This is a genomic window from Staphylococcus sp. HMSC063F05 (genome assembly GCF_001837075.1).
GTDB classification, from domain to species: Bacteria; Bacillota; Bacilli; order Staphylococcales; family Staphylococcaceae; genus Staphylococcus; species Staphylococcus epidermidis.
Map to the genome: position 1 here is coordinate 57,386 of NZ_KV831334.1, position 21,664 is coordinate 79,049.

General features: G+C 27.7%; 19 protein-coding genes and 4 pseudogenes. 14 read left to right on the forward strand and 9 right to left on the reverse strand.

Annotation, left to right across the window (positions count from 1 at the left end):
* Positions 1 to 873: a phenol-soluble modulin export ABC transporter ATP-binding protein PmtC gene (pmtC, locus tag HMPREF2576_RS05290; RefSeq protein ID WP_001830444.1), complete on the forward strand. Its 873-nt coding sequence runs from the start codon at positions 1 to 3 to the stop codon at positions 871 to 873.
* The gene (gene pmtD / locus HMPREF2576_RS05295; protein ID WP_001830379.1) at positions 873 to 1,604 is read left to right on the forward strand and encodes a phenol-soluble modulin export ABC transporter permease subunit PmtD; all 732 of its coding nucleotides are present in this window, start codon (positions 873 to 875) and stop codon (positions 1,602 to 1,604) included. The genes pmtC and pmtD overlap by 1 nt, the downstream gene beginning before the upstream one ends.
* Before the next feature lie 130 nt (positions 1,605 to 1,734).
* Here the strand turns inward: pmtD and HMPREF2576_RS11630 are convergent.
* Positions 1,735 to 2,225, reverse strand: a pseudogene (locus HMPREF2576_RS11630) (thioredoxin family protein).
* A 168-nt stretch (positions 2,226 to 2,393) separates the two neighbouring features.
* Between HMPREF2576_RS11630 and HMPREF2576_RS05305 the strand changes: the two are divergent.
* Genes HMPREF2576_RS05305 through HMPREF2576_RS05315 form a run of 3 tightly spaced genes read left to right on the forward strand, consistent with a single transcriptional unit; the run spans position 2,394 to position 4,322 of the window.
* Complete coding sequence (locus HMPREF2576_RS05305; RefSeq protein WP_001830370.1) at positions 2,394 to 2,879, forward strand: hypothetical protein; 486 nt, start codon at positions 2,394 to 2,396, stop codon at positions 2,877 to 2,879.
* Between the two features lie 52 nt (positions 2,880 to 2,931).
* On the forward strand, positions 2,932 to 3,489 hold the full coding sequence (locus HMPREF2576_RS05310; RefSeq protein ID WP_001830393.1) for a DUF1700 domain-containing protein: 558 nt from the start codon (positions 2,932 to 2,934) through the stop codon (positions 3,487 to 3,489).
* A complete protein-coding gene (locus tag HMPREF2576_RS05315) occupies positions 3,486 to 4,322 on the forward strand; it encodes a DUF4097 family beta strand repeat-containing protein (protein WP_002485135.1) in 837 nt (278 codons plus the stop codon). Before HMPREF2576_RS05310 ends, HMPREF2576_RS05315 begins: the two co-directional genes overlap by 4 nt.
* Before the next feature lie 53 nt (positions 4,323 to 4,375).
* Here HMPREF2576_RS05315 and HMPREF2576_RS05320 read toward each other — a convergent pair whose 3' ends face one another.
* Positions 4,376 to 5,416 (reverse strand): C45 family autoproteolytic acyltransferase/hydrolase, encoded by a 1,041-nt coding sequence (locus HMPREF2576_RS05320; RefSeq protein ID WP_001830433.1) that lies wholly within the window; start codon positions 5,414 to 5,416, stop codon positions 4,376 to 4,378.
* Between the two features lie 379 nt (positions 5,417 to 5,795).
* Here HMPREF2576_RS05320 and HMPREF2576_RS05325 point away from each other — a divergent pair, with 379 nt between their 5' ends.
* Positions 5,796 to 5,966: a hypothetical protein gene (locus HMPREF2576_RS05325; protein WP_001830431.1), complete on the forward strand. Its 171-nt coding sequence runs from the start codon at positions 5,796 to 5,798 to the stop codon at positions 5,964 to 5,966.
* 213 nt (positions 5,967 to 6,179) lie between these two features.
* Here HMPREF2576_RS05325 and HMPREF2576_RS05330 read toward each other — a convergent pair.
* Positions 6,180 to 6,482, reverse strand: a pseudogene (locus HMPREF2576_RS05330) (YolD-like family protein); the annotation flags it as partial.
* A 182-nt stretch (positions 6,483 to 6,664) separates the two neighbouring features.
* Here HMPREF2576_RS05330 and HMPREF2576_RS05335 point away from each other — a divergent pair.
* Genes HMPREF2576_RS05335 through HMPREF2576_RS05350 form a run of 4 tightly spaced genes read left to right on the forward strand, consistent with a single transcriptional unit; the run spans position 6,665 to position 11,592 of the window.
* Positions 6,665 to 7,777 carry a tyrosine-type recombinase/integrase gene (locus HMPREF2576_RS05335; protein WP_002489584.1) on the forward strand — a complete coding sequence of 371 codons (1,113 nt, stop codon included), beginning with the start codon at positions 6,665 to 6,667 and terminating at the stop codon, positions 7,775 to 7,777.
* A gap of 2 nt (positions 7,778 to 7,779) precedes the next feature.
* Positions 7,780 to 9,843 (forward strand): tyrosine-type recombinase/integrase, encoded by a 2,064-nt coding sequence (locus HMPREF2576_RS05340; RefSeq protein ID WP_000026848.1) that lies wholly within the window; start codon positions 7,780 to 7,782, stop codon positions 9,841 to 9,843.
* A gap of 8 nt (positions 9,844 to 9,851) precedes the next feature.
* Positions 9,852 to 10,217, forward strand: a complete 366-nt coding sequence (locus HMPREF2576_RS05345) for a DUF6262 family protein (protein WP_000410573.1) — start codon at positions 9,852 to 9,854, stop codon at positions 10,215 to 10,217.
* A gap of 4 nt (positions 10,218 to 10,221) precedes the next feature.
* A complete protein-coding gene (locus HMPREF2576_RS05350; protein ID WP_070856216.1) occupies positions 10,222 to 11,592 on the forward strand; it encodes a hypothetical protein in 1,371 nt (456 codons plus the stop codon).
* 42 nt (positions 11,593 to 11,634) lie between these two features.
* Here the strand turns inward: HMPREF2576_RS05350 and HMPREF2576_RS05355 are convergent, their stop codons facing one another.
* Together HMPREF2576_RS05355 and blaZ are read right to left on the reverse strand one after the other, a co-directional pair.
* Positions 11,635 to 12,045 (reverse strand): YolD-like family protein, encoded by a 411-nt coding sequence (locus HMPREF2576_RS05355; protein WP_000612778.1) that lies wholly within the window; start codon positions 12,043 to 12,045, stop codon positions 11,635 to 11,637.
* Between the two features lie 310 nt (positions 12,046 to 12,355).
* The gene (gene blaZ, locus HMPREF2576_RS05360) at positions 12,356 to 13,201 is read right to left on the reverse strand and encodes a penicillin-hydrolyzing class A beta-lactamase BlaZ (protein ID WP_000733270.1); all 846 of its coding nucleotides are present in this window, start codon (positions 13,199 to 13,201) and stop codon (positions 12,356 to 12,358) included.
* Positions 13,202 to 13,307: 106 nt separating this feature from the next.
* Here blaZ and blaR1 point away from each other — a divergent pair, with 106 nt between their 5' ends.
* Together blaR1 and blaI are read left to right on the forward strand one after the other, a co-directional pair.
* Entirely contained in the window at positions 13,308 to 15,065 is a 1,758-nt protein-coding gene (gene blaR1 / locus HMPREF2576_RS05365; protein ID WP_001096393.1) for a beta-lactam sensor/signal transducer BlaR1, read from the forward strand.
* Complete coding sequence (gene blaI / locus HMPREF2576_RS05370; RefSeq protein WP_001284652.1) at positions 15,055 to 15,435, forward strand: penicillinase repressor BlaI; 381 nt, start codon at positions 15,055 to 15,057, stop codon at positions 15,433 to 15,435. The genes blaR1 and blaI overlap by 11 nt, the downstream gene beginning before the upstream one ends.
* Positions 15,436 to 15,523: 88 nt before the next feature.
* Here the strand turns inward: blaI and HMPREF2576_RS12475 are convergent.
* Positions 15,524 to 15,625 (reverse strand): annotated as a pseudogene (locus tag HMPREF2576_RS12475) (hypothetical protein); the annotation flags it as partial.
* Positions 15,626 to 15,860: 235 nt separating this feature from the next.
* Here HMPREF2576_RS12475 and HMPREF2576_RS05375 point away from each other — a divergent pair.
* Positions 15,861 to 16,889, forward strand: coding sequence for a 6-phosphogluconolactonase (locus HMPREF2576_RS05375; protein WP_002468109.1), 1,029 nt, complete (start codon positions 15,861 to 15,863; stop codon positions 16,887 to 16,889).
* A 111-nt stretch (positions 16,890 to 17,000) separates the two neighbouring features.
* Here the strand turns inward: HMPREF2576_RS05375 and HMPREF2576_RS05380 are convergent.
* The 3 genes and pseudogenes from HMPREF2576_RS05380 to HMPREF2576_RS05390 all read right to left on the reverse strand — a co-directional run bounded on the left by HMPREF2576_RS05380 (position 17,001) and on the right by HMPREF2576_RS05390 (position 20,219).
* A pseudogene (locus HMPREF2576_RS05380) lies at positions 17,001 to 18,381 on the reverse strand (aldehyde dehydrogenase).
* Positions 18,382 to 18,680: 299 nt separating this feature from the next.
* Positions 18,681 to 19,610 carry a manganese-dependent inorganic pyrophosphatase gene (locus HMPREF2576_RS05385; protein ID WP_001830428.1) on the reverse strand — a complete coding sequence of 310 codons (930 nt, stop codon included), beginning with the start codon at positions 19,608 to 19,610 and terminating at the stop codon, positions 18,681 to 18,683.
* A 54-nt stretch (positions 19,611 to 19,664) separates the two neighbouring features.
* Positions 19,665 to 20,219, reverse strand: coding sequence for a cysteine hydrolase family protein (locus HMPREF2576_RS05390; protein WP_002457081.1), 555 nt, complete (start codon positions 20,217 to 20,219; stop codon positions 19,665 to 19,667).
* Positions 20,220 to 20,410: 191 nt separating this feature from the next.
* Between HMPREF2576_RS05390 and HMPREF2576_RS05395 the strand changes: the two genes are divergently transcribed.
* The gene (locus HMPREF2576_RS05395; RefSeq protein WP_002457082.1) at positions 20,411 to 21,508 is read left to right on the forward strand and encodes a glycosyl hydrolase family 28-related protein; all 1,098 of its coding nucleotides are present in this window, start codon (positions 20,411 to 20,413) and stop codon (positions 21,506 to 21,508) included.
* The last annotated feature ends 156 nt before the right edge of the window (positions 21,509 to 21,664 follow it).

Here is a 21,664-nt window from a genome sequence, read left to right on the forward strand (position 1 = left end):
ATGAAATTACAACATATTACCAAAAAATATGGTCAAAATACTGTTTTAGACGATATAGATTTTGATTTCGGCGAGAGTCAAATCGTTGGTCTTATCGGTAAAAATGGAGTTGGTAAAACAACTTTGATGAAGGTCATGAATAATAACATCATTAACTATCAAGGGAAAGTCGACATGCCTAAAAGTGAGAATGTTGGTTATTTAATTGAGCATCCTAAGTTATATGGAAACAAGACAGGTTTATTTAATTTAAAATTATTTGCACAAGTATTAGGCGATGGTTTCGATAAGGAATATGCAAATCATATTATTGAAGCTTTTGGAATGAAACCATATATCAAGAAAAAAGTTAACAAATATTCAATGGGAATGAAACAAAAATTATCAATTGCAGTTTCATTAATGAATAAACCTAAATACTTAATTTTAGATGAACCTACAAATGGTATGGATCCAGATGGTTCGATAGATGTATTAAAGACAATTCAATCACTTGTTCAACAATTAGAAATGAAAATATTAATCTCAAGTCATAAATTAGAAGACATTGAATTGATTTGTGATAGAGCAGTATTTCTTAGAGATGGTAAGTTCGTTCAAGATGTAGATATGAAAGATGGGGGACCAGAGGATAGTACTATTCTTACTTTACAAAAAGATGACTTTAATAAAGCTTTAGATTCTCTTTCTGAAAACTTTAAAGTACAGCAGTCTCAAAAAGAATCGGGAGAAATTATCATTAAAGCTCAAAATGATTATAGAGAGTTACTTAAATCGTTATCCCAACTAGATATTTATCCAAAATATATTGAAACACGTAAAAGTTCACTACGTGATACTTACTTTAATATTAATCAAAGAGGTGATAAATAATGAAGAGCTTACAATTAGTCAAATATGATTTAATTAGTATACTTAAAAGTCCGTATACTTATTTAGCATTTATACTTGTAATTGGAATGACGGTATTCCAAGCTAGCATGATGGCAAATTATAGTTCTGCACATAAAGTTAATATAGATATGGTTTTTAATTTAGCTAATTGGCTTTTCTTGTTTGCTGGTCTTTTATTCATTATAAAAACAATAACAAGAGATTACTCACAAGGTACTATACAATTGTTTATGAGCAGAATAACTAGCAGAATGGGCTATATCATTACTAAAACAGTATCTATTGTATTAATTTCATTCTTATTTACAATTATTCACTACTTGGTAATAATTATTATACAATCTACAACTAAAAGTGAAAAAATGGATGGAGATAGATTTTTAAATAATATTTGGTTTTACCTTATTTTCTTTTTATTCTTTGGATTATTCTTATTACTAATCACTTTAATAGTAGAAAAACCTGCTGTCATATTTACTCTAGGTATTTTTTTAATACTCATCGTTCCGTTTATTCAGCCATTTATTCCAATGATTCCGAATATTGGCGATGATATTCAGGATTCATTTAAATATATACCATTTACGTATTTAACTGAAAAAATGACTGGTGAGATTAAATTCTCTAATTGGCAATGGTTTATCTCTATTGCATCAATAGTGGTCTTATTTATTGCAAATATGTTATATGCATCAAAGAGGGATATTTAAATAGTAAAATGTGGAGAAGTTAGTTAAGTGATTTAAACATATAAAAATTGTTTAGTCATTAACTAAAATTTATGAGGCGTATTTTATAGGGTGGGACGTAGAATTCATGATGAGTTCTGTCCCACTCGTTTTATTTATATAAAAGTTGATTAATTATTGAGTAAAAATCAAAATTAGGATGGGTTTTATCTGGCAATTTATTACTTCTAATTTTATTGACAAAACTTTGTACTTTTTTGCTCTTGGTCTCCAAACTGTCAATTGTTCGAATGAATCGTTCATGAAGACAAAGATAGGGATAGCCCTTGATTTACCATTTGTTAAATATTGATCAATCAGATGTGTATCATCATCTCTATGAAATACTCTTGCTATGATGTTCAGAAATTCAATAGTATGCTTTAATATTGGAATGTTCATCATGGCATCGCCACACCAATCCTCTTTAATTATAAGCACCTTATAATAATTCGATTCTCTTAATTGATTTAAACGTGCATCATTAAGTGGCAGGTGGAAGAAATTATAAATGGATAATAAATTGTCTTTACTTTCTTGTATTTTATTAATGAATTCATTGAGTGTTTGACTTTTATTAAAATAAGTTTCTAAATTTCTTATATAAAACCCCTCCCTTGAATAATTTAAAATGTTATATCAATTTTTTGAGTTTAAAGAAATTAAAGTAACTTAATATATGTATATTAAATAATGTGACTATCTTGTTAGATGAAACTACATTGTGCATATGCTATATTAATTAGAACAAGAGTGAAAGTGGTGACTCAGGTGCGAATTCAAAGTAGATGGTTAATATTCGCTATTTTTTTAACTGGAGCTATTTCTTTATTGATAGGTTTGACTTATTACAAAAGTATAAAATCTGTGGATTTATCTGGTTACAGTGTGAATCAAATTAGTTTAAATCATGGTTTTAATCAAAAAGGATTTGTGGTTAATAAGAAAATTAAATTAGATAGATATACCTTTTACAATGATAAAAATCATAAAGATTTTACAGTAAAAGTAAAAAATAAAACGCATAAGGTTAAAGGCATGGTTTTAGTCAAAGATGATAAAGTTGAAACAAATTTTGGTATTAAAATGGGTGACCCAATTGATAAAGTCATCAATAAATTGGGAGAAAACTACAAGATTAATAAAGTAGGGAAAAATTATCACTCAATGACTTATGTAGACCGTTTTAATAAATTAAAATTAAACATTTTATATAAAGATAACATTGTTAAAAGAATTGAGTTCTTTAGTAAATAATAATCAAAAAGTATTAGATATTTTTTAGTTCAGATTGAGAGCGTGCGTAAATATGGATAAAATAACCTTCTTAAATGAATTAGAATTAGCTTTAGATGATTTACCTAGGGAAGAAAAAGATAGTATTATGCACAAGTATGAAAACTTGTTCTATGAAGAAGAATTGAAAGGGATTAGTGAATCACAAATTATAAAAAAGTTAAATGATCCTTATCATATTTCCAAAGAAGTAAAAGCTAGAAGTGCTATTCATTATGCTAGTTACAAACCAACCTTAGCAAACATAGTAAGAGCAATACTAGCATCGTTAAGTCTTGGTATTTTGTCGTTATTTATTATTTTAATACCGGTTGTTATCATTGCATTACTTATTCTATTCTGTTTCCTTATTTCTATTTGTTTTATCTTTGCACCATTTGTTTTATTATTTTATTCAGTATTACATGGTTTCGAAAATGCTATAAGTAATGTGTTTTTTTCAATTTCTTTTACAGGTTTAGGAATTATGTTTATTGTTATTACTTTGAAAATTGGTGAAATAATTCATAAACTTATTTTGAAATATCTTCTTTGGTATATAAAGACTGTTAAAGGAAGCGTTAAAGAATGAAAAAGCTTTTTATTAGTGGTTTAATCATATTTATTATTTTCTTTGCTAGTGGTGCTATGACGTGGTTTACTATAGATAAAAATAAATACGATAATCGACATTATACCAAAACAATAAATAGCAAAATTGAACATTTATCTATAAGTACAGTAACAACCAATGTTAATATAATTTCTGGAAAAAAATTAGCTGTTTATTTTACTGGAGATAATAAAATAAATGTTACAAAAAATAATAAAAGGTTAAGTATTAAAGAAAAACGTGCAGTAGATAGAGGATATGGATTAAATTTTAATCCATTTCACTCAAACAATAGAAAGCTAACAATTGTTGTACCAGAAAAAGACCTTAAATCTCTTAATATTCAATCGTTATTGGGAGAAATTGATTTAAATCAAGTGAATTTGAAACATGTTTCATTGGAAACAGATAGAATTATACAACTTAAACGATCTGAACTCAATCAGGTAAACATCGAATCTTCTAAAGCAAATTTTTATATTACAGACTGTTTAATCAGGGAAGGTCGTATGAAGCTTGATAAGGGTATAACTCATGTTAAAAATAGTACATTAAGTGATACTGTTTTCTTGGTTAATAGAGGAGATATTTCTATGACGGACATGAAATCTAACAATGATATAAAAGCTTCTACACAAAGAGGTAATATTAATTATCATTTTGGCGAAAAACCTAAAAACACTTTGCTTAAACTTCATCCTGGTCATGGAAATAAAGAAATTAAAAATCGATATTTCGATAAAGGAAAAGTGGGAAATAGCGATAATATATTGGAATTTTACACTGTAGATGGCGATATTAAAATTGAATAAATAATATAAATTATTCGACCCTTTGATTTATCAAGATAGGGTCGAATTTTTAATTAGTATGTGGCAAAAGTTAATGGTGTATCTATTTCGCCTTCAAAGTAATTTATATTCAATTTCTTTCCTTTTAACCAATTAGAAAAATTGATTGAGGTTGGATGACTGTTTTGACCTAATGCCATCCATGCTATTAATGAATTAGGTTCATATAGTGAAGTATGAATTGTACCAGACCAACTTTTAAATAGGTTGCTATAGATTTCGTATTGCGGGTCGTTAAATAATTTGAATGCGATATCTTTGTTTGTAGAAGGAGTTGTTTTATTTATTACACGATTTAAGCGTTCTTTAGATTCTCTTGTATAGTTTCTATTTTCATGGGTAAGCAATTCAAAATGATTTGTGCATATATGTTCATACCTTACATCTATTGATCGAGGTGTAACTTCGACAATGGCATAATTCGAATGTCTATCCATTAGTATATAACTGAATGAACTACGATGCGGTACTTCCTTTAAAAATTTGATTGCTTCAGTTACATTTTTGCAATTTTCAAGTATTAGCCGACCAACCATGTAACATACAAATCCATTTGCAGGCTTTTTACGATGCATAAAATTATATGCCATAACTAAACCATACTCGTTCATACCATCCATTCTACCAGTCACTCTTGAAGTCGGTCCTATTTGAGATAATCCCCCGTCATTAGGTTGAAATAATAAGTATCTACCATCATATGTTGCAGGATGATAATCATAATTTCGGACTAAAAAATCACGACCTTTATATACTGTGCAACCACTGTCCTTTAAATCAGTAAATCGATAATGGCCAAAATTTAAAATCATTTGTTTTGTAGGTAGATTCAATACATCTTGCATACCAATTATTTCTTCCCAAATCTGTGGCGAATAGATTTGAAATATATCATAGGTTTCCTTGACATCAATATCAAAACGTGGAATTCTCTTTCGCCATTCTTTATTTCGATTTTTTAATAAAGGAGTGGTTTGTAACCAAAGAGCAGTCTTTACTCCTAAATCATAGTGAGAACCACGATGAGTCATTATATCAGAACGTACTTTTTGCATTTTATAATCTCTCCTTATATTTTTACTTCAATGTAATATAAAAGTAACTTATTATTAATTGAACTTGATTTACGTAAATCATACAATCTAAATTAAGATAATGACATTATCTCAATAGGAGTGATCATTCTGAATATTGATAATTACAAAGTAATCACTGATAAATTAAAATCTTGGTTGCTAAGTTAATCTGTGTGTACCATGATTAAAGAAATCATTTAATTGTTTCATTTTAAGCATCTTTAGTTGATATATTATCATAATTTATATTCATATTTAGAATAATTACCCGTAAAAAGGGTATATATTTAATGATAAAGTTAAGTATGCTATCATTATGAAATGTAGCTATGCATATTAATTATAGAGGTGAAAACTAATGTGGAACTTTATTAAAGGATTATTCAAATTTGTCTTTAGTTTATTAGCTATTACTACAGTAGTAGTAGGCATCGGTGTAGTTGCCTTTGCTTATATTTTTAAAAAAGACTTTGAAGATATCGAAAGAAAAACGAAAGAAATCGTTTCTGATATCGAAAACAACAATTAATTTATAATAATTTAGGAATAAGCCTGTACATCATTGAGATGTGTAGGCTTATTTTTATTAGTTGATTTTACCAATTATCAGTCAAAATTAATTATTGAATTCTAAAATTAATAATTAAATGATTTCATTCAGAAAGGCTTTAGATAACACTAAGTATGTTGGTGGTTATATAAGTGTAAAATGAGAAATTCATAATAAATTCTCTTGTACTCTTTATATAAAAGAAATATCTATAATATCTAAAAATGAAACTTTATGACGTTCTCTTGAATGAGGAGCAGTACCTTCAATCTCATAATTTATTGAATCAATCCGATGTACAATGAGCTCTATAAAGTTAATATATCCTTCTTCGTAATATTTGATATTGACTGGGCGTGATTGTTGTAGTGCTTCATGTAAATGTATATTTAGTTGCGAAAGTTGGTCGTCTGAAAGCACTGGTCTGCTCACTTTATTTTGATCTATCATATATTGATAAATTGTTTCAAACTGTTCTGGTAAAGTTGCGAATGGTTATATATATGTTAAAGAATATAGACTATTTTGTTTAAAATGAATCATGTTTTAAGAAAAAATAAACAAAGTAAAAATATTAAATAGTCTTTTTTATTATGTGTAATAAGTTTAATATGTAGGATGTAAAAAGAGTTGAAATAATGTATACTTATACTATTAAATTTAGAAATGAGATTATTATGAAAATAGTAGAAGTAAAATCTAAGAATGGTATCAATTTTATGATTTTAGATGGTAATAATGAACCTATAGTAGATGCAGTAAGATATTTGAAGTATCTGGATAGTGTTAAGAAAAGTTTAAATACCAAGAAAACCTATGCCTATGCGCTAAAAAAATTTTTTGTTTACTTAGAAAATAAAAAGATATGCTATAAAGAAGTTAGTTTTGATAACTTTGTTGATTTTATAAGATGGATGAAAAAACCTTTTGAAAATGAGAATGTCCTCTCTTATCACCGAAAAGAAATAAGCATTAGTCCTAAGACAATTAATCTGACTATGACCGTAGTATCTAATTTTTATGATTATCTCTATAGGAGCAAAAAATTAGATGTTAATTTCTATGATTTTATACATATGGAAAGTAAATACTCTAAAAAATATAAAAGTTTTATGCATCACGTAAATAAGGACTATAGAACGTTGAAAAATATTTTGAAAGTTAAAGAACCAAAGAAAAAGATAGAAGTATTAACTAATGCGGAGGTTAAGAAATTATTAGGAGAAACTAATAATATTAGAGATAAATTCTTAATACAATTATTATATGAAACAGGATTACGTATAGGTGAGGTATTATCATTACGTATTGATGATATTAAATTTGACTTTAGAAAAGGCCATCAAATAGTTTTGAAAAATAGATTAAATGACAATGGTACTTATTTAAAAACTGGTGAAAGAAAAATATTTATTTCTCAATCGTTAATTGATTTATATGATGATTATGTCTACGAAATAATTGACGAACTTTCAATATGTTCTGATTATCTTTTTGTAAAAATAAAGGGGAGAAATGTAGGAGAAGCTATGAATTATAGCGATATATGTTCATTATTTAAAAGGCTAAAACATAAAACATCTATAAATGTTCACCCTCATTTATTTCGCCATACACATGCAACTGTTTTTTATAATGAAACTAAGGATATTAAACAAGTTCAAGAAAGACTTGGTCATAGTAATATACAAACGACTATTAATTTATATGTTCATCCTACTGAAGAAGATATACGCGAAGATTGGAATAAAGTAAAGCATCAATTTCAAGTTTTTAATAAAGGGGAATGACTATGTCAATACCAATTAATTTACCTACAAACAGTACTATTATTAATGAATTATGTACATTACAAAGTAGAGCCATCAATATAAAAGGAGAGGTTTTAATAACTGAAATATATGATGATTACTTTTTTAAAAATGATGAGTGGCACATTTCAGCTTTTAACAAATTCAAGCAATTTCAAGATAGTATCAAGAACTATAGAGACAAAAGAAAAAATGTTTTCTTTAGGATTAAAAATAAAAATTTGAATTTAGAATTTAAATACCTTTTTTTGAAACTGATAGTTAAAGAGGATTGGTCTTTATCTAATTTATTTAATACTGGAGCAGTGAAGATTAATAAGATTGCTGAGTTCTTTAATAAAGTTTATCCAAATTTAAATTCTTTACTTGATTGTGATATAAATATATTAGAAAAGCACTGGTTTAATTGGTTGACTGCAAATAATATACCAATAAAAAGAAGATCATCAACAATAGTTTTTGGTGATTATGAATACAAAAGTGGGCTAGCTTCTTTTTTAAAGAATATGTACATTAATCTAATTAAGTTCATTGATAAGCGAGAAGAATGGGAAAAAGATAAATGGGATATTAGAAATTTAGAAAAATATGGATTGAGTTATAATAAGACACTAACTGGCAATTATTTAAACTTTGAAAAAATTGAGTCAATTAAAATGCGAGAATCAGCAAAAAAATATTTAAAAAAACGTTTGATAACTGGTGATATAGTATTTGCTACAGCAAGGTTTTATATAAGAGTTTTAACTAGGTTTTTTCAAAATATAACTAAAAATGAAGAAACAAGGAATAGTTTAAACGAACTAGATAGATGTCATATCGAATCATATATAGAATTTTTATTTGAATATGCAGCTAATAAAAATTTGCGAAGTACTAAGAACTTTGTGAGAGAAGAATTAAAAACAATTAGAAGATTCTTAAACGATATTATAACTCAAAACTATGCTATAGCACCGTACCAAGATATACGATTTTTAATTTATCCACAAGACTTACCTAAACACGAAAAGAAAAATAGTAGCCAAATTGATTATATCCCAGATTTTGTATTGGAACAGCTTTTTGAGCATATAAATGATTTGCACAAAGATTTAATACCTGTAGTTTGGATAGCTTTTAAAACGGGATTAAGAATTTCTGATGTATTGACATTAAAAAATAATTGCCTTGCAAAAGTTAATGGAAAGTATTCAATAATAACAGATATTGCTAAAACTTTTGTTAAAGGACATAGAATACCAATTGATAATAAATTAGCTGATATAGTAGCAGTTTTAATAGCCGATTCTAAAATTAAAAGTACAAAAGATAATAATCCTAATAATTATATTTTTGCTATTCATAAAGGAAAAAGAAAGGGAATGCCCTATACACAACATATGGTCAGGGCACACTTAAATCATTTATCAAAAACTAAAAATATTATTGATGAACAAGGAGAAATCTTCCATTTCAAAACTCATCAATTTAGACATACCTATGCAGTAAAATTGTTAAATGGTGGAGCAGATATATTAACTATACAAGAATTATTAGCACATTCCTCACCAGAAATGACTCTAAGATATGCTAAGTTACTTGATGATACAAAAAGAAAGGCTTTTGAATCAGTTATTGATCAAGGAGCTTTTAGTTTTGATGTTGACGGTAAAATTAAAAATATACAGCATAGTAGTGAACTATCTGAAAAAGCATTGAATTCTTTATGGCAAGAACATAAATTAAATGCAATGGACAATCCTTATGGTACTTGTCATGCTAGATTGAGCGGCGATTGTCCATACATGGAAGCTCCGCCATGCCTAACTTGTAATTCTGGGAAACCATGTAAGGATTTAGCTATTGGATTTTCTGATTTAGATGTTGAAAAATATGAATTACATATCAAATCAACGGTCAAATCTATAGAATTAGCTAAAAATAATAATAGGCAAGATATGGTTGAAAAACACACTAATATATTAAATAAATATGAAGAAATACTAGGTAATATAAAAGATGGAAACATTATATTCGGGAGAAGTAATAGAATAAAAGTATAGAGGTTAAAATGGAAAAATTTAATAGACAAGAACAATTAAAACAGTTACATGCAGAACGAAAAGTTAAAACCGAGAAAAAAGTTGATAAAGCAATAAATGATTTAGTTCAAAAAAATAAAGAAATTAACTTTAATATCGTTTCTAAACATTCAAAAGTTTCTAAAGCTACATTATATAAAAATAATAAAATTCGAAAGAAAATAGAGAAGTTACGTGAACAAAACAATGAAATATTTGTTCATAAAAATAAAAATGACGGTAAAGATGCGTTAATTTCCTCTTTAAAAAGAAGAGTAAATTCTTTAGAAAAAGAGAAAAAAATGTTGAAAGAAGAAATTAGCGTTTTATATTCTAGGTTATATGAGGATATTTAAAATAATGGACAATAAAAATGAAAAGATTCTTGAAGATATTAATAAATTACAAGGCTATAAAGTAACATATCAATATGCTACTGCTATAAATATAAAAGATAATAACATGAACCCTTGGTTTGAAAAAATTGAGGAAATTCTATTGAATGTAAAAGGAGTTATACGCATTTTATCTCCTGACAACCCCCAGGTAAATTATGATTATTGGGTTTTACCTGGAAAATATAAAAGACATACAAAAGAATATCACGAAAAACTAGAAAAATTTTTAGAAAAATTTGCTACTAATGTAAATATTAATGAAGGATTGTTTGATCAAAAAAATATACATGGATACAAATATAAAAAATATATATTCACTCCACATATTGAAATTACTCATGATAACACTTTAAATTTATTTTTTTTAACCTTAACTATATTTAACAATGGTACATTTGTTGTAGAAATCATTGAAGATTTAGAGAGTATAGACTTTGGAAGCGACTTGTATAGTACTTTCTCATATGTAAAAGATACGATATATCCTCTAATTAATCAAGAAAATAATAATAGACAAAGACAGTATCAATTGTATGGCAATAGACATGGTAAAAATATTAGAGATGTTTCTAGGCAAATTAATAGAATTATAAAAAATAATAGTAAGGATATTTTTGAATATAAAGTATCTAAAAATATGGACTTTGAAGTTTATTATTTAGCTAATGAAAATGAATTTACTGATGATCCTTTTTATGAGGATGTGAAAATTCAAGAGTGGTTAGTAAATGCGCCTATTTTTTCATTTGAAGGAAAAAGTAAACATTTTAGGCAAGATGGTTATAGCGATAATTATATAAATTTCTTGAATAAAGCATCAATTTTTGTAGTTTGGATGAATGAGCAAGAAGGAGATGTTTTAGAACAATGTTCTCAAATGGCAATTTATTTCAGTAGTTCTGCTAATTTCTTTTTCTTAGAAACTATGTTAAATGAATTACAATTGTATGGGTATCAACAATATAATTTAAATGGAAAAAAAGAAGCCCTATATTTTAGACAATGGATACTAAATTTCAAGAGATCTATTGCAATTATTTATAGAACAGAGCTTTTACCTAGTTTATATTTATATTTGTATCTAAAGAATAATAATGATTTTAAATCTCCTCAGTATATTGAAGAATTAAAAAAAGAAGAATTATCACTAATTGAATTGGAGCAGTCATATAAGGAAGAAGAAAGAAGCGAAAAATTAAATAAACTTTTGTTAATAATAAGTCTTTTATCAATTTTCCAAGTAGTAGAAATTTTTTTCAGTGATAAAAATAATATATTTAATATCAGTATCATACTTATAATGATTTTGCTAGAAGTATTTCGAAAAAGGTAATTATAAGAACACTATTTAAGCTTTTAAAAAGTTTAAATAGTGCTAAGTGATACTACAAACGTTAGTATTATTTAAATTATATATATTATTGTTAGTATCAGAAAAGGAAAATGTATTACCAATTTCATCCTTTTTTAAAATTTTTCCCGTATATTTTGAAATGTTACCGTCTTCCCAATATGTGATTGTACATAACTCATCATTTCTAATTTTTATTTGGAAAATCTGATCTAAATTATCTAATGAATCATATGTTAGCAATGGTTTTTCAACTTTATCTTGATTCATTATGATTTGCTCTAAAATTTCAAACTGTTTTGGGAGAGTCGCAAAAGCTTGCCATTTGATTTTTCCCCGCCCTTGAGGGATTTTAGGTTTTAAATATTTTCTTGGTATTTTTCTATAATCAGTTTCATATTTATATTCATCTGGCGCATTAGGATTTGGAATCATGTTAACCACCTCATCATCATTATAGAACGTATGTTCTTTTTCGGCAAGGATTATATAATTTGTTAAGGTGATTAATTAATTCAAAATAAGTTATTTTCTAGATAGAAAAGCTGAGTAAGATTATCGAGATTTTATAACTATAGTTACTGGAATTATAATGTTAGGTATGTTAATGGTATTTTCTCTTTTAAAATTAATGTGAACACAAAAAATAGAACATATATAATTATAAATAATATATATGTTCTACGATATTATGAATTTTTATGAAAGATAGAATTATATCAGTATTTATTATGCATTTAGAATATTAAAATTCCTTCATTACACTCTTGGCGGTTTCACTTATCAACTTATCATTTGGCTTATCACTTTTATTGTCTTTATTCGTAAAAATGACTAAAACAATAGGTTCAGATTGGCCCTTAGGATAAACAAAAGCAACATCATTTCTAGAAGCATATGTTATTGCTTGACCACTTTTATCAGCAACCTTACAGTCTTTTGAAACACCGTCTTTAATTAAAGTATCTCCGCTTTTATTATTTAACATTAAATCAAGTAAGAATTTTTTGTTTTCTTTGCTTAATTTTCCATTTGCGATAAGTTTATTTAAAGTCTTACCGAAAGCAGCAGGTGTTGAAGTATCTTTTTTGCTCTTTGGTGAATAGTAATTTAATTCTATCTCATATCTAACTGGATTTGTTACTTTATCTCCTAGTCCTTTTAGACGTTGTTTAACTTTTTTGTTCCCACCGATTTCTTTTATAATTTTATTGTTTGCTGTATTATCACTATATGTCATTGAAGCCTCAATAAGTTCTTTTAAAGTGATATCTTTTCCTACATATTTTTCTAAAATAGGAGAATAAGCAACTATATCATCTTTGTTAATATGTATTTTTTTATTTAACTTATTATAAGGTACTTGTTCTAACAAAATAGCACTATTTATCGCTTTTGAAGTCGAAGCATAGGCAAATCTCTTATCTGAATTAAATTTTACTTCCTTACCACTTTTAGTATCTAAAGCATAAACACCAATATGAGCATTATATTTTTTTTCTAAATCATTTAACTCTTTGGCATGTGGACTGTTTGAATTACATGCACTTAAAACTAAAGCAATTGCAATTAAAAATATTAACTTTTTCAAAATAAACCCTCCAATATTACAAATATAATTTTTATGAATAAATAATATTACATTTGTAATATTTGTGTCAATAGTTTATTATAAATATTTGAAAGAAGGTGTCAAAATGGCTAAATTACTAATAACGAGCGTAGTAAGCTTTTGTTTTATATTTCTATTGTTAGTATTTTTTAAGTACATATTAAAACGCTATTTTAATTATAGTTTAAATTATAAAGTTTGGTATCTAACTGTGCTTGCTGGATTAATACCTTTTATCCCAATTAAATTCTCTTTTATAAAATTTAATAATGTGAATAATCAAGCGCCCACAGTTGAAAGTAAGTCACACGACTTGAACCATAACATAAATACCACCAAACCTATTCAAGAGTTCACAACAGATATCCATAAGTTTAATTGGGATTCAATTGATAATATCTGCACAGTTGTTTGGATAGTTTTAGTTATTATTTTAAGTTTTAAATTTTTGAAATCCTTATTATATCTTAAATATTTAAAGAAACAGTCACTTTATCTAAACGAAAATGAAAAAAATAAAGTAGATACGATACTTTTCAACCATCAATATAAAAAAAGTATTGTGATTCGAAAAGCAGAGACTATTCAATCTCCAATAACTTTTTGGTATGGGAAATATATTATTTTGATTCCTAGTTCATATTTTAAAAGTGTAATTGATAAAAGACTAAAATATATAATACTGCACGAATATGCTCATGCTAAAAATAGAGATACTTTACATTTAATTATCTTTAATATCTTCTCTATTGTTATGAGTTACAATCCATTAATACATATTGTAAAAAGAAAGATAATTCATGACAATGAAGTAGAAGCCGATAGATTTGTTCTTAATAATATTAACAAAAATGAATTTAAAACTTATGCGGAATCTATTATGGACTCCGTATTAAATATTCCATTTTTTAATAAAAATATATTAAGCCATTCATTTAATGGTAAAAAGTCATTACTCAAAAGAAGATTAATTAATATAAAAGAAGCCAATTTGAAAAAACAGTCTAAATTAATTCCAATTTTTATTTGTATTTTTACTTTTTTGCTCATAGTAATTCAAAGCCAGTTTTTGATGGGACAATCCATAACTGATTATAATTATAAAAAGCCCTTACAGAACGATCACCAAATTTTAGATGAAAGTAAAAATTTTGGTTCAAATAGTGGATCTTTCGTCATGTACAGCATGAAGAAAGACAAATACTATATTTATAATGAAAAAGAAAGTAGAAAAAGATATTCTCCTGATTCAACTTATAAAATTTATTTAGCGATGTTTGGACTTGACCGTCATATCATAAGTGATAAAAATTCACGTATGTCATGGAATCATAAACATTATCCTTTCGAGTCTTGGAATAAGGAACAAGATTTAAATACAGCAATGCAAAATTCAGTTAATTGGTACTTCGAACGTATTAGTAATCAAATACCAAAGAACTATATTGCGGCTCAACTCAAGCAATTAAATTATGGTAATGAAAATTTGGGAAGTTATAAAAGCTATTGGATGGAAGATAGTTTGAAAATATCTAATCTTGAACAAGTAATAGTTTTTAAAAATATGATGGAACAAAAAAACCATTTTAGTAAAAAAGCAAAGAATCAATTATCTTCTTCATTATTGATTAAGAAAAATGAAAAGTATGAACTGTATGGGAAAACAGGTACAGGTATAGTAAACGGGAAGTATAATAATGGGTGGTTTGTAGGTTACGTAATTACTAATCATGATAAGTATTATTTTGCTACACATTTATCAGATGGAAACCCGTCTGGGAAAAATGCTGAATTAATCAGTGAAAAAATATTAAAAGAAATGGGTGTTTTAAATGGCCAATAAGCAAGTTGAAATATCTATGGCTGAATGGGATGTTATGAATATAATATGGGATAAAAAATCAGTATCAGCTAATGAAATTGTAGTTGAAATTCAAAAATATAAAGAAGTTAGCGATAAAACGATTAGAACATTAATCACAAGACTATATAAAAAAGAGATTATAAAACGATACAAATCAGAGAATATTTATTTTTACTCATCAAATATTAAAGAAGACGATATTAAAATGAAAACTGCTAAAACCTTTCTTAATAAACTGTATGGAGGGGACATGAAAAGTTTAGTGCTAAATTTTGCGAAAAATGAAGAATTAAATAACAAAGAAATTGAAGAATTGCGAGCCATTTTAAATGATATTAGTAAAAAATAAATAGATATAGGGTTCAAACATAATTTACATATATATTATGTTTGAACCCTATTAAATTAGATTTTTTTATGAGATTAGTACATATAACAAAAGGTGCCCATTTAACCATACCACGACCGGTAGGAATATTTTTATCTAGCATGTCTCGTGGTATATTACGGTAATCCATTTCATTAAATATATCTTTCATTATTCAATCACCTTAATCCTTATAGTTTCATTATACGAACATTTGTTCTGTTTTTCAATATAAAGTTTTTGGCATTATAATTGTTCGTGATGTTTTAGTATGATCGAAGTAATTTCTAATTTGATTTCGTTATCATAAGTAGTAAGTTAATAAGTAAAATGACTTTTCGTTGTAAATTAAACATACTTAAAGGTAAAATTGAATCAATGATTAATGATTTTATGGAGGTTTTGGTATGACATTAGGTTATATAGGTTCTTATACTAAAAAGAGTGGTAAAGGTATATATCGCTTCAAACTAAATGACGAAACAGGAGTTATTGAAGCGTTAGAAACTGGTTATGAAATTGAAGCGTCAACTTATCTTACTCGTAATGAATCGTTTTTATATGCGATTACTAAAGAAGGTGAAGAATGTGGTGTAGCTAGTTTTAGTATTAAAGAAGATGGACAACTGGAATTAATTAATAAATGTCTAGAATCAAAACAGGGAACTGGTTGTTACATTCAAGTGTCTAGTAATGGTAAATATTTATTTGAAGCGGTTTATGGTGCAGGACTTGCAAGGATTTATAAATTAAATCAAATTACGGGAGCAATAGAGAAATTAATAGAAGAACTTGCGCATGAATTTCCAACTGGCTCACATGAAAGACAAGATTCATCACATGTTCATTTTTTAAATGAAACACCTGATCATAAGTATGTTGTAGCTACTGATTTAGGTACAGATAGAGTTGTAACATACAAATTTGGTGAGGATGGTTTAAAACAATATGCAGTTTCTCAATTCAAAAATTCAGACGGGCCTCGCCACATCGCTTTTAGTAATGATGGACGACACGCGTATATCGTTCACGAGCTATCAAATGAGGTGAGTGTTACAGAATACCAAGACGGTAAGTTCATTGAGCTAGAGAGACATTCAACTATTCCAAGTGACTTTAACGGGGAATCGAAATTAGCAGCAGTGAGACTATCACATGATGGGAAGCACTTATATATAAGTAATAGAGGGCATGATAGTATTGCTATATTTGAAGTTTTAGAAGATGGCAGATCACTGAGAAGTATTGAAATACAACCAAGTTACGATGCCTTTCCAAGAGACTTTAATATAACTGAATCAGATAACTATTTAATTTGCGCACATCAAGAAGGAGAATCAAAAGTTTCAATTTTTGAACGTGATAACATAACTGGTAAACTTTCATTAAAAGATAAAAAAGCTATAGCAAATGAAGGTGTTTGTGTACTACTATAAGATGTCTTTGAATAATAGAAAAGTGATATAAAAAGCCCTTGAGTGATTATGAGATAAAAAAACAAAACTCTGTATATCACTCAAGGGCAAATCATATGGAGATAACTAACACTAGTTCTTGAAGAAGGTTTTAATATATTTAAATTTACCTTTATATGGAGGGAAAAATAAACTCGATTCTAGACGTGTAGATTTAAATGTGTATGATTTCATATGACTAAATGTATCAAAAGAATACTTACCATGATATTGACCTATGCCTGAAGAACCTACACCACCGAAAGGTAAGTTAGGATTAGCTAAATGCATTAACGTATCGTTAATTGCACCGCCCCCAAATGATAATTCTTCAACCACTCTATGTGTCATGTTTTCATCTTCGCTAAAAAGATACAAACTTAGTGGTTTTGATTTACTTTGGATGATTTCAAGTACTTCATCGAAATTATCATAAGTAATAATAGGCAAAATGGGGCCGAATATTTCTTCTTTCATGATTTTATTGTCATTGGTTATGTTATCCAATAAAGTAGGTTCAATATATAAATCTTCTTTAGAACTATTACCTCCAAAAACAACATTATCTTTATGAATTTGAATCAAGTCATTCAACCGATTAAAGTGTTTTTGATTAACAATCCGTCCGAAATCAGGGCTTTTTTCAATATTTTCTCCGTAAAATTCAGTAATTGTTTTTTTAAGAGCTTTTATTAAATCATTTTTAACTTTCCGCTGAACTAATATATAATCTGGAGCGACACATGTTTGACCAGCATTAGTAAATTTACCAAAACTAATACGTTCACTCGCTACTTTGATATTGGCTGTATCATCGACAATGGACAGGTGATTTACCGCCAAGTTCAAGAGTAACTGGAATTAATTTTCTTGCTGCAGCTTCATAGACAATTTTTCCGACTTTTTCACTGCCAGTAAAGAACATATAATCAAATGGTAGACTTAATAACGTTTGGGTTTCTTCAATACCACCTTCAACAACAGAAACGTATGCTTCATCAAATGTATCTTCAATGATGTCCTTGATCACAATGGCAACATGAGGTGTTAACTCTGAAGGTTTAACTATAGCAGTATTTCCGGCAGCTATTGCTCCGATGAGAGGCTCGAAAACTAATTGAACCGGATAATTAAATGGTCCTATAATAAGCACCGTACCGTAAGGTTCTTTTTTAATATAACTCTTTGTAGGGAATAAGTAGAGTGGTGTATCCGTTTGTTTGGTTTTCGACCAATTTTTTAACTCTTTGCGCATTAGCTTTATGCTTTTCAAAAGCATACCAATTTCAGTTGCGTATGCTTCAACCTTACTTTTACCTAAATCTTTATATAAGGCATCTAATAATTCATTTTCATGATTTTTGATATTTTTACTTAGTAATTTAAGTTGTTGTTTTCGAAATTTAAGGTTTTTTGTTTTATGCGTATTAAAAAAAGCTTTACTATTGTTAAATTTATCTCTAATTATTGTCATAAAATTACCTCCAAATTATTTTTTTGGTAAAGAGGTTGAGATAGTCCTGAATATATTAAATGAGAACATAAAAAGATTAGTGATTATTTCTTCTTAAATATAAAAATTTTGTTTAAAAAGTTACAAAAAGGGAGTGGAATAGAATTCATATCGAATTCTTAGTCCACTCCTGAAATTTAGAACTAACAATTTAATAACACCTGATATCAATGTGTTATTAAATCAATCAACTACTGAGAAATTACTCTAGGATGAAAAAATATATCATGGGCAACAATATAGTTTTAATGCTTTTAAAGTTATTGAGTTAAAACTTCAGTGATTTGAGGAACAACTTGTTTTTTTCGTGATACAACGCCAGATAAGAAAGCCATACCATCATCTAGTTGTACTTTAAATGCTTCTCCAACTTTATCTTTTTCAGCACCAACTACAAGGATTTTAGAATCGCTGTTAATAATATCAGTAACTACAAGAACGAATAAATCGTATTTTTCATTGGCACTCATTTCTAACATAACTTTTTCAAATTCCTCTTTACGATCTAAAACTTCATCAATATCTACAGTATTGACTTGAGCAATACGTGTTACATAATCTCCCATATTGAATGATTTAGCATCCATATTGACAAGTGTTTCAGCAGATTTATCTGTAGTTGAAGCACCTGCTTTTAACATTTCTAAACCATATGCTTCTAAATCAACATTTGCAATATCTTTAAGTGCTTGAGCAGCATCTACATCTTCTTTTGTGCAGGTAGGTGATTTAAATAATAAACTATCAGAAATTATAGCTGAAATCATAAGTCCAGCGATTTCTGGTTTAATTTCAAATCCACGTTCTTTATACATTTTATATAAAATTGTTGCACTACAACCAACTGGTTCTGCTCTATAGTATAAAGGGCCAGCTGTTTCAAAGTTAGAAATTCTGTGATGATCTATCACATGTTTAATTGTAGCGTTTGAAATAGTATCTGCACTTTGTTGAAACTCGTTATGGTCGACTAAAATAACATCTTGTCCTTTTAAATCTTCGTTTAATAATTCTGGAGCTTCTACGTTAAAATAATCTAGTGCAAATTGAGTTTCCGCACTTATTTCACCTAAACGATAAGCTTTTGCTTCAGTATTACCAGTTTGTTGCTCAAAATCAGCCATAATTAAAGCTGAAGAAATAGCATCAGTATCTGGATTTTTGTGCCCGAAAATAAAAGTTTTTGTCATTTTCAATATCTCCTTATACATATATTGTTAATCATATTTTATCATGATTGTTGTTTAATCTTCTACTTTTGCACCAAGAGAATTTTTAAAATGGGAGAGTGCCCATTGATGACCATCTTGATTAAAAGATGCTACGCCTCTAATTGGGATAGTGATGTTATAACCTAAATTGTATGCTGAAACAGCGGTATGCAAAATACAAATATCCGTGCAAACACCCACAATTTCAATATCATTGATTTGTCTTTCACGTAATAAACTATCTAATGGTGTACCGTAGAATGAATCGTATCTCGTTTTATCTAAATAATGTACATTCATTTGGTCTTTAATTGAATTGTATAATCTACCTACCTCGCCATATAACTCACGACCTGGTGTTTGATGAATATTATGATTGGGGAATAATTTACTTTCAGGATGAAATTTATCATTTTCATAATGCAAGTCCATTAGGAAAAATATTTCCTGTTGATTATTATGATAATTTTTTATACGCTGAGTAATAAAAGTTTCAATTTCTTGTCCAGGTTTGCCACATGTTAATTTACCATTATCGTCAATAAAATCAAAAGAGTAATCTACAATGATTAATGCTTTGTTACTCATTAGAACAGCCTCCCAATATGTGTTTAAAAAGCGTTAGATTGGTATATTTATATAAAGCTAAAACTTTTGTAATCGTTTAAATTAAATTGGCAGTAAAAATATACACCATAATTAAAACGAAATGTAATTATAGTATATAGACTTTACTTTAAGCACACAATCATTATTTAAAATATATGAGGAGTTATAACATGTTTATCAATGCAAAAGATTTCGGATTAAAAGAAAAAAGTAAATATAAGGATACAAGAGCGATTCAAAAAGCATTAAATTACGCAAAAAAAGGCAGACACACTGTTTATATACCTAAAGGAACTTATTATATCAGAAAAGCTTTAGTTATTTATGATTCTACAACATTGTTATTGGAAGAAGGTGCAACACTTTTAAGAAAAGGGAAAGATGCATTATTAAAAAATGGTAGACGCTTAAAGCTATATCATGGCTATAATGGAAATAGTCACATTTATATTAAAGGAGGAACTTTTGATATGAATGGAGGCGAATATCCATATAATAATACAGCCATGTGCATGGGACATGCAGAAGACATTCAAATTTTAGGTGTAACATTCAAAAATATTGTTGGAGGGCATGCACTCGACGCATGCGGAATCAATGGTTTACACATATCAGAATGTGAATTTAAAGGATTTCTTGATATTGATGGAGATCGTTCTTTTTCTGAAGCAGTACAATTGGACATACAAGTACCTGGTGCTTTTCCTAAATTTGGAACTACAGATGGAACGATTACGAAAAATGTTGTCATTGAAAAATGTTATTTTGGCTGTTCAGATCATCCTAAAATGAAAGCGTGGAATAGAGCTATTGGCTCTCATGCCAGTAGATATAACTGCTATTATGAAAACATTCATATCAATCAAAACATCTTTGATAATTTAAATGAGTATGCTTTAACTCCTCTAAAGTCAAAAGACACATTTATTACAAAAAATAAATTTATAAATTGTAATGGTGGAATAAGATTTCTTGGAGTGAAGGATGGTAAAAATGCTGCCGATCCTATTACAGGACAAGTGATGGAAACTCAAGCTGGTGAGAATTTCAATGTGATAGGTAATACTTTTATTGGTAAGATGAAAAGAGATGCGATTCATATTAGAAGTTATCATCACGTCCAACATCAAAACGTTTTTATAGCGGCAAATCAATTTGAAGATGCTTCACAATCAATACATTTAGAAAATATTAATGGACTTACTTTAAATCAGGAACAAACAAAAATCAAAATCAAGAGTATTGATGTGAAAAACATCAGTAATTAAAGATTTAGAAATATATTAATCATATAGTAAAAGCATAAGAGTACAATCGTTAATAGGTAAAATGATTACTGAAGTTTCCATTGGTAGAGTAAGTTGAATCATGTCATAATTTTTATACTTAGGGCACCTCGTTAATTTAGTTTAGTGATGTTTATT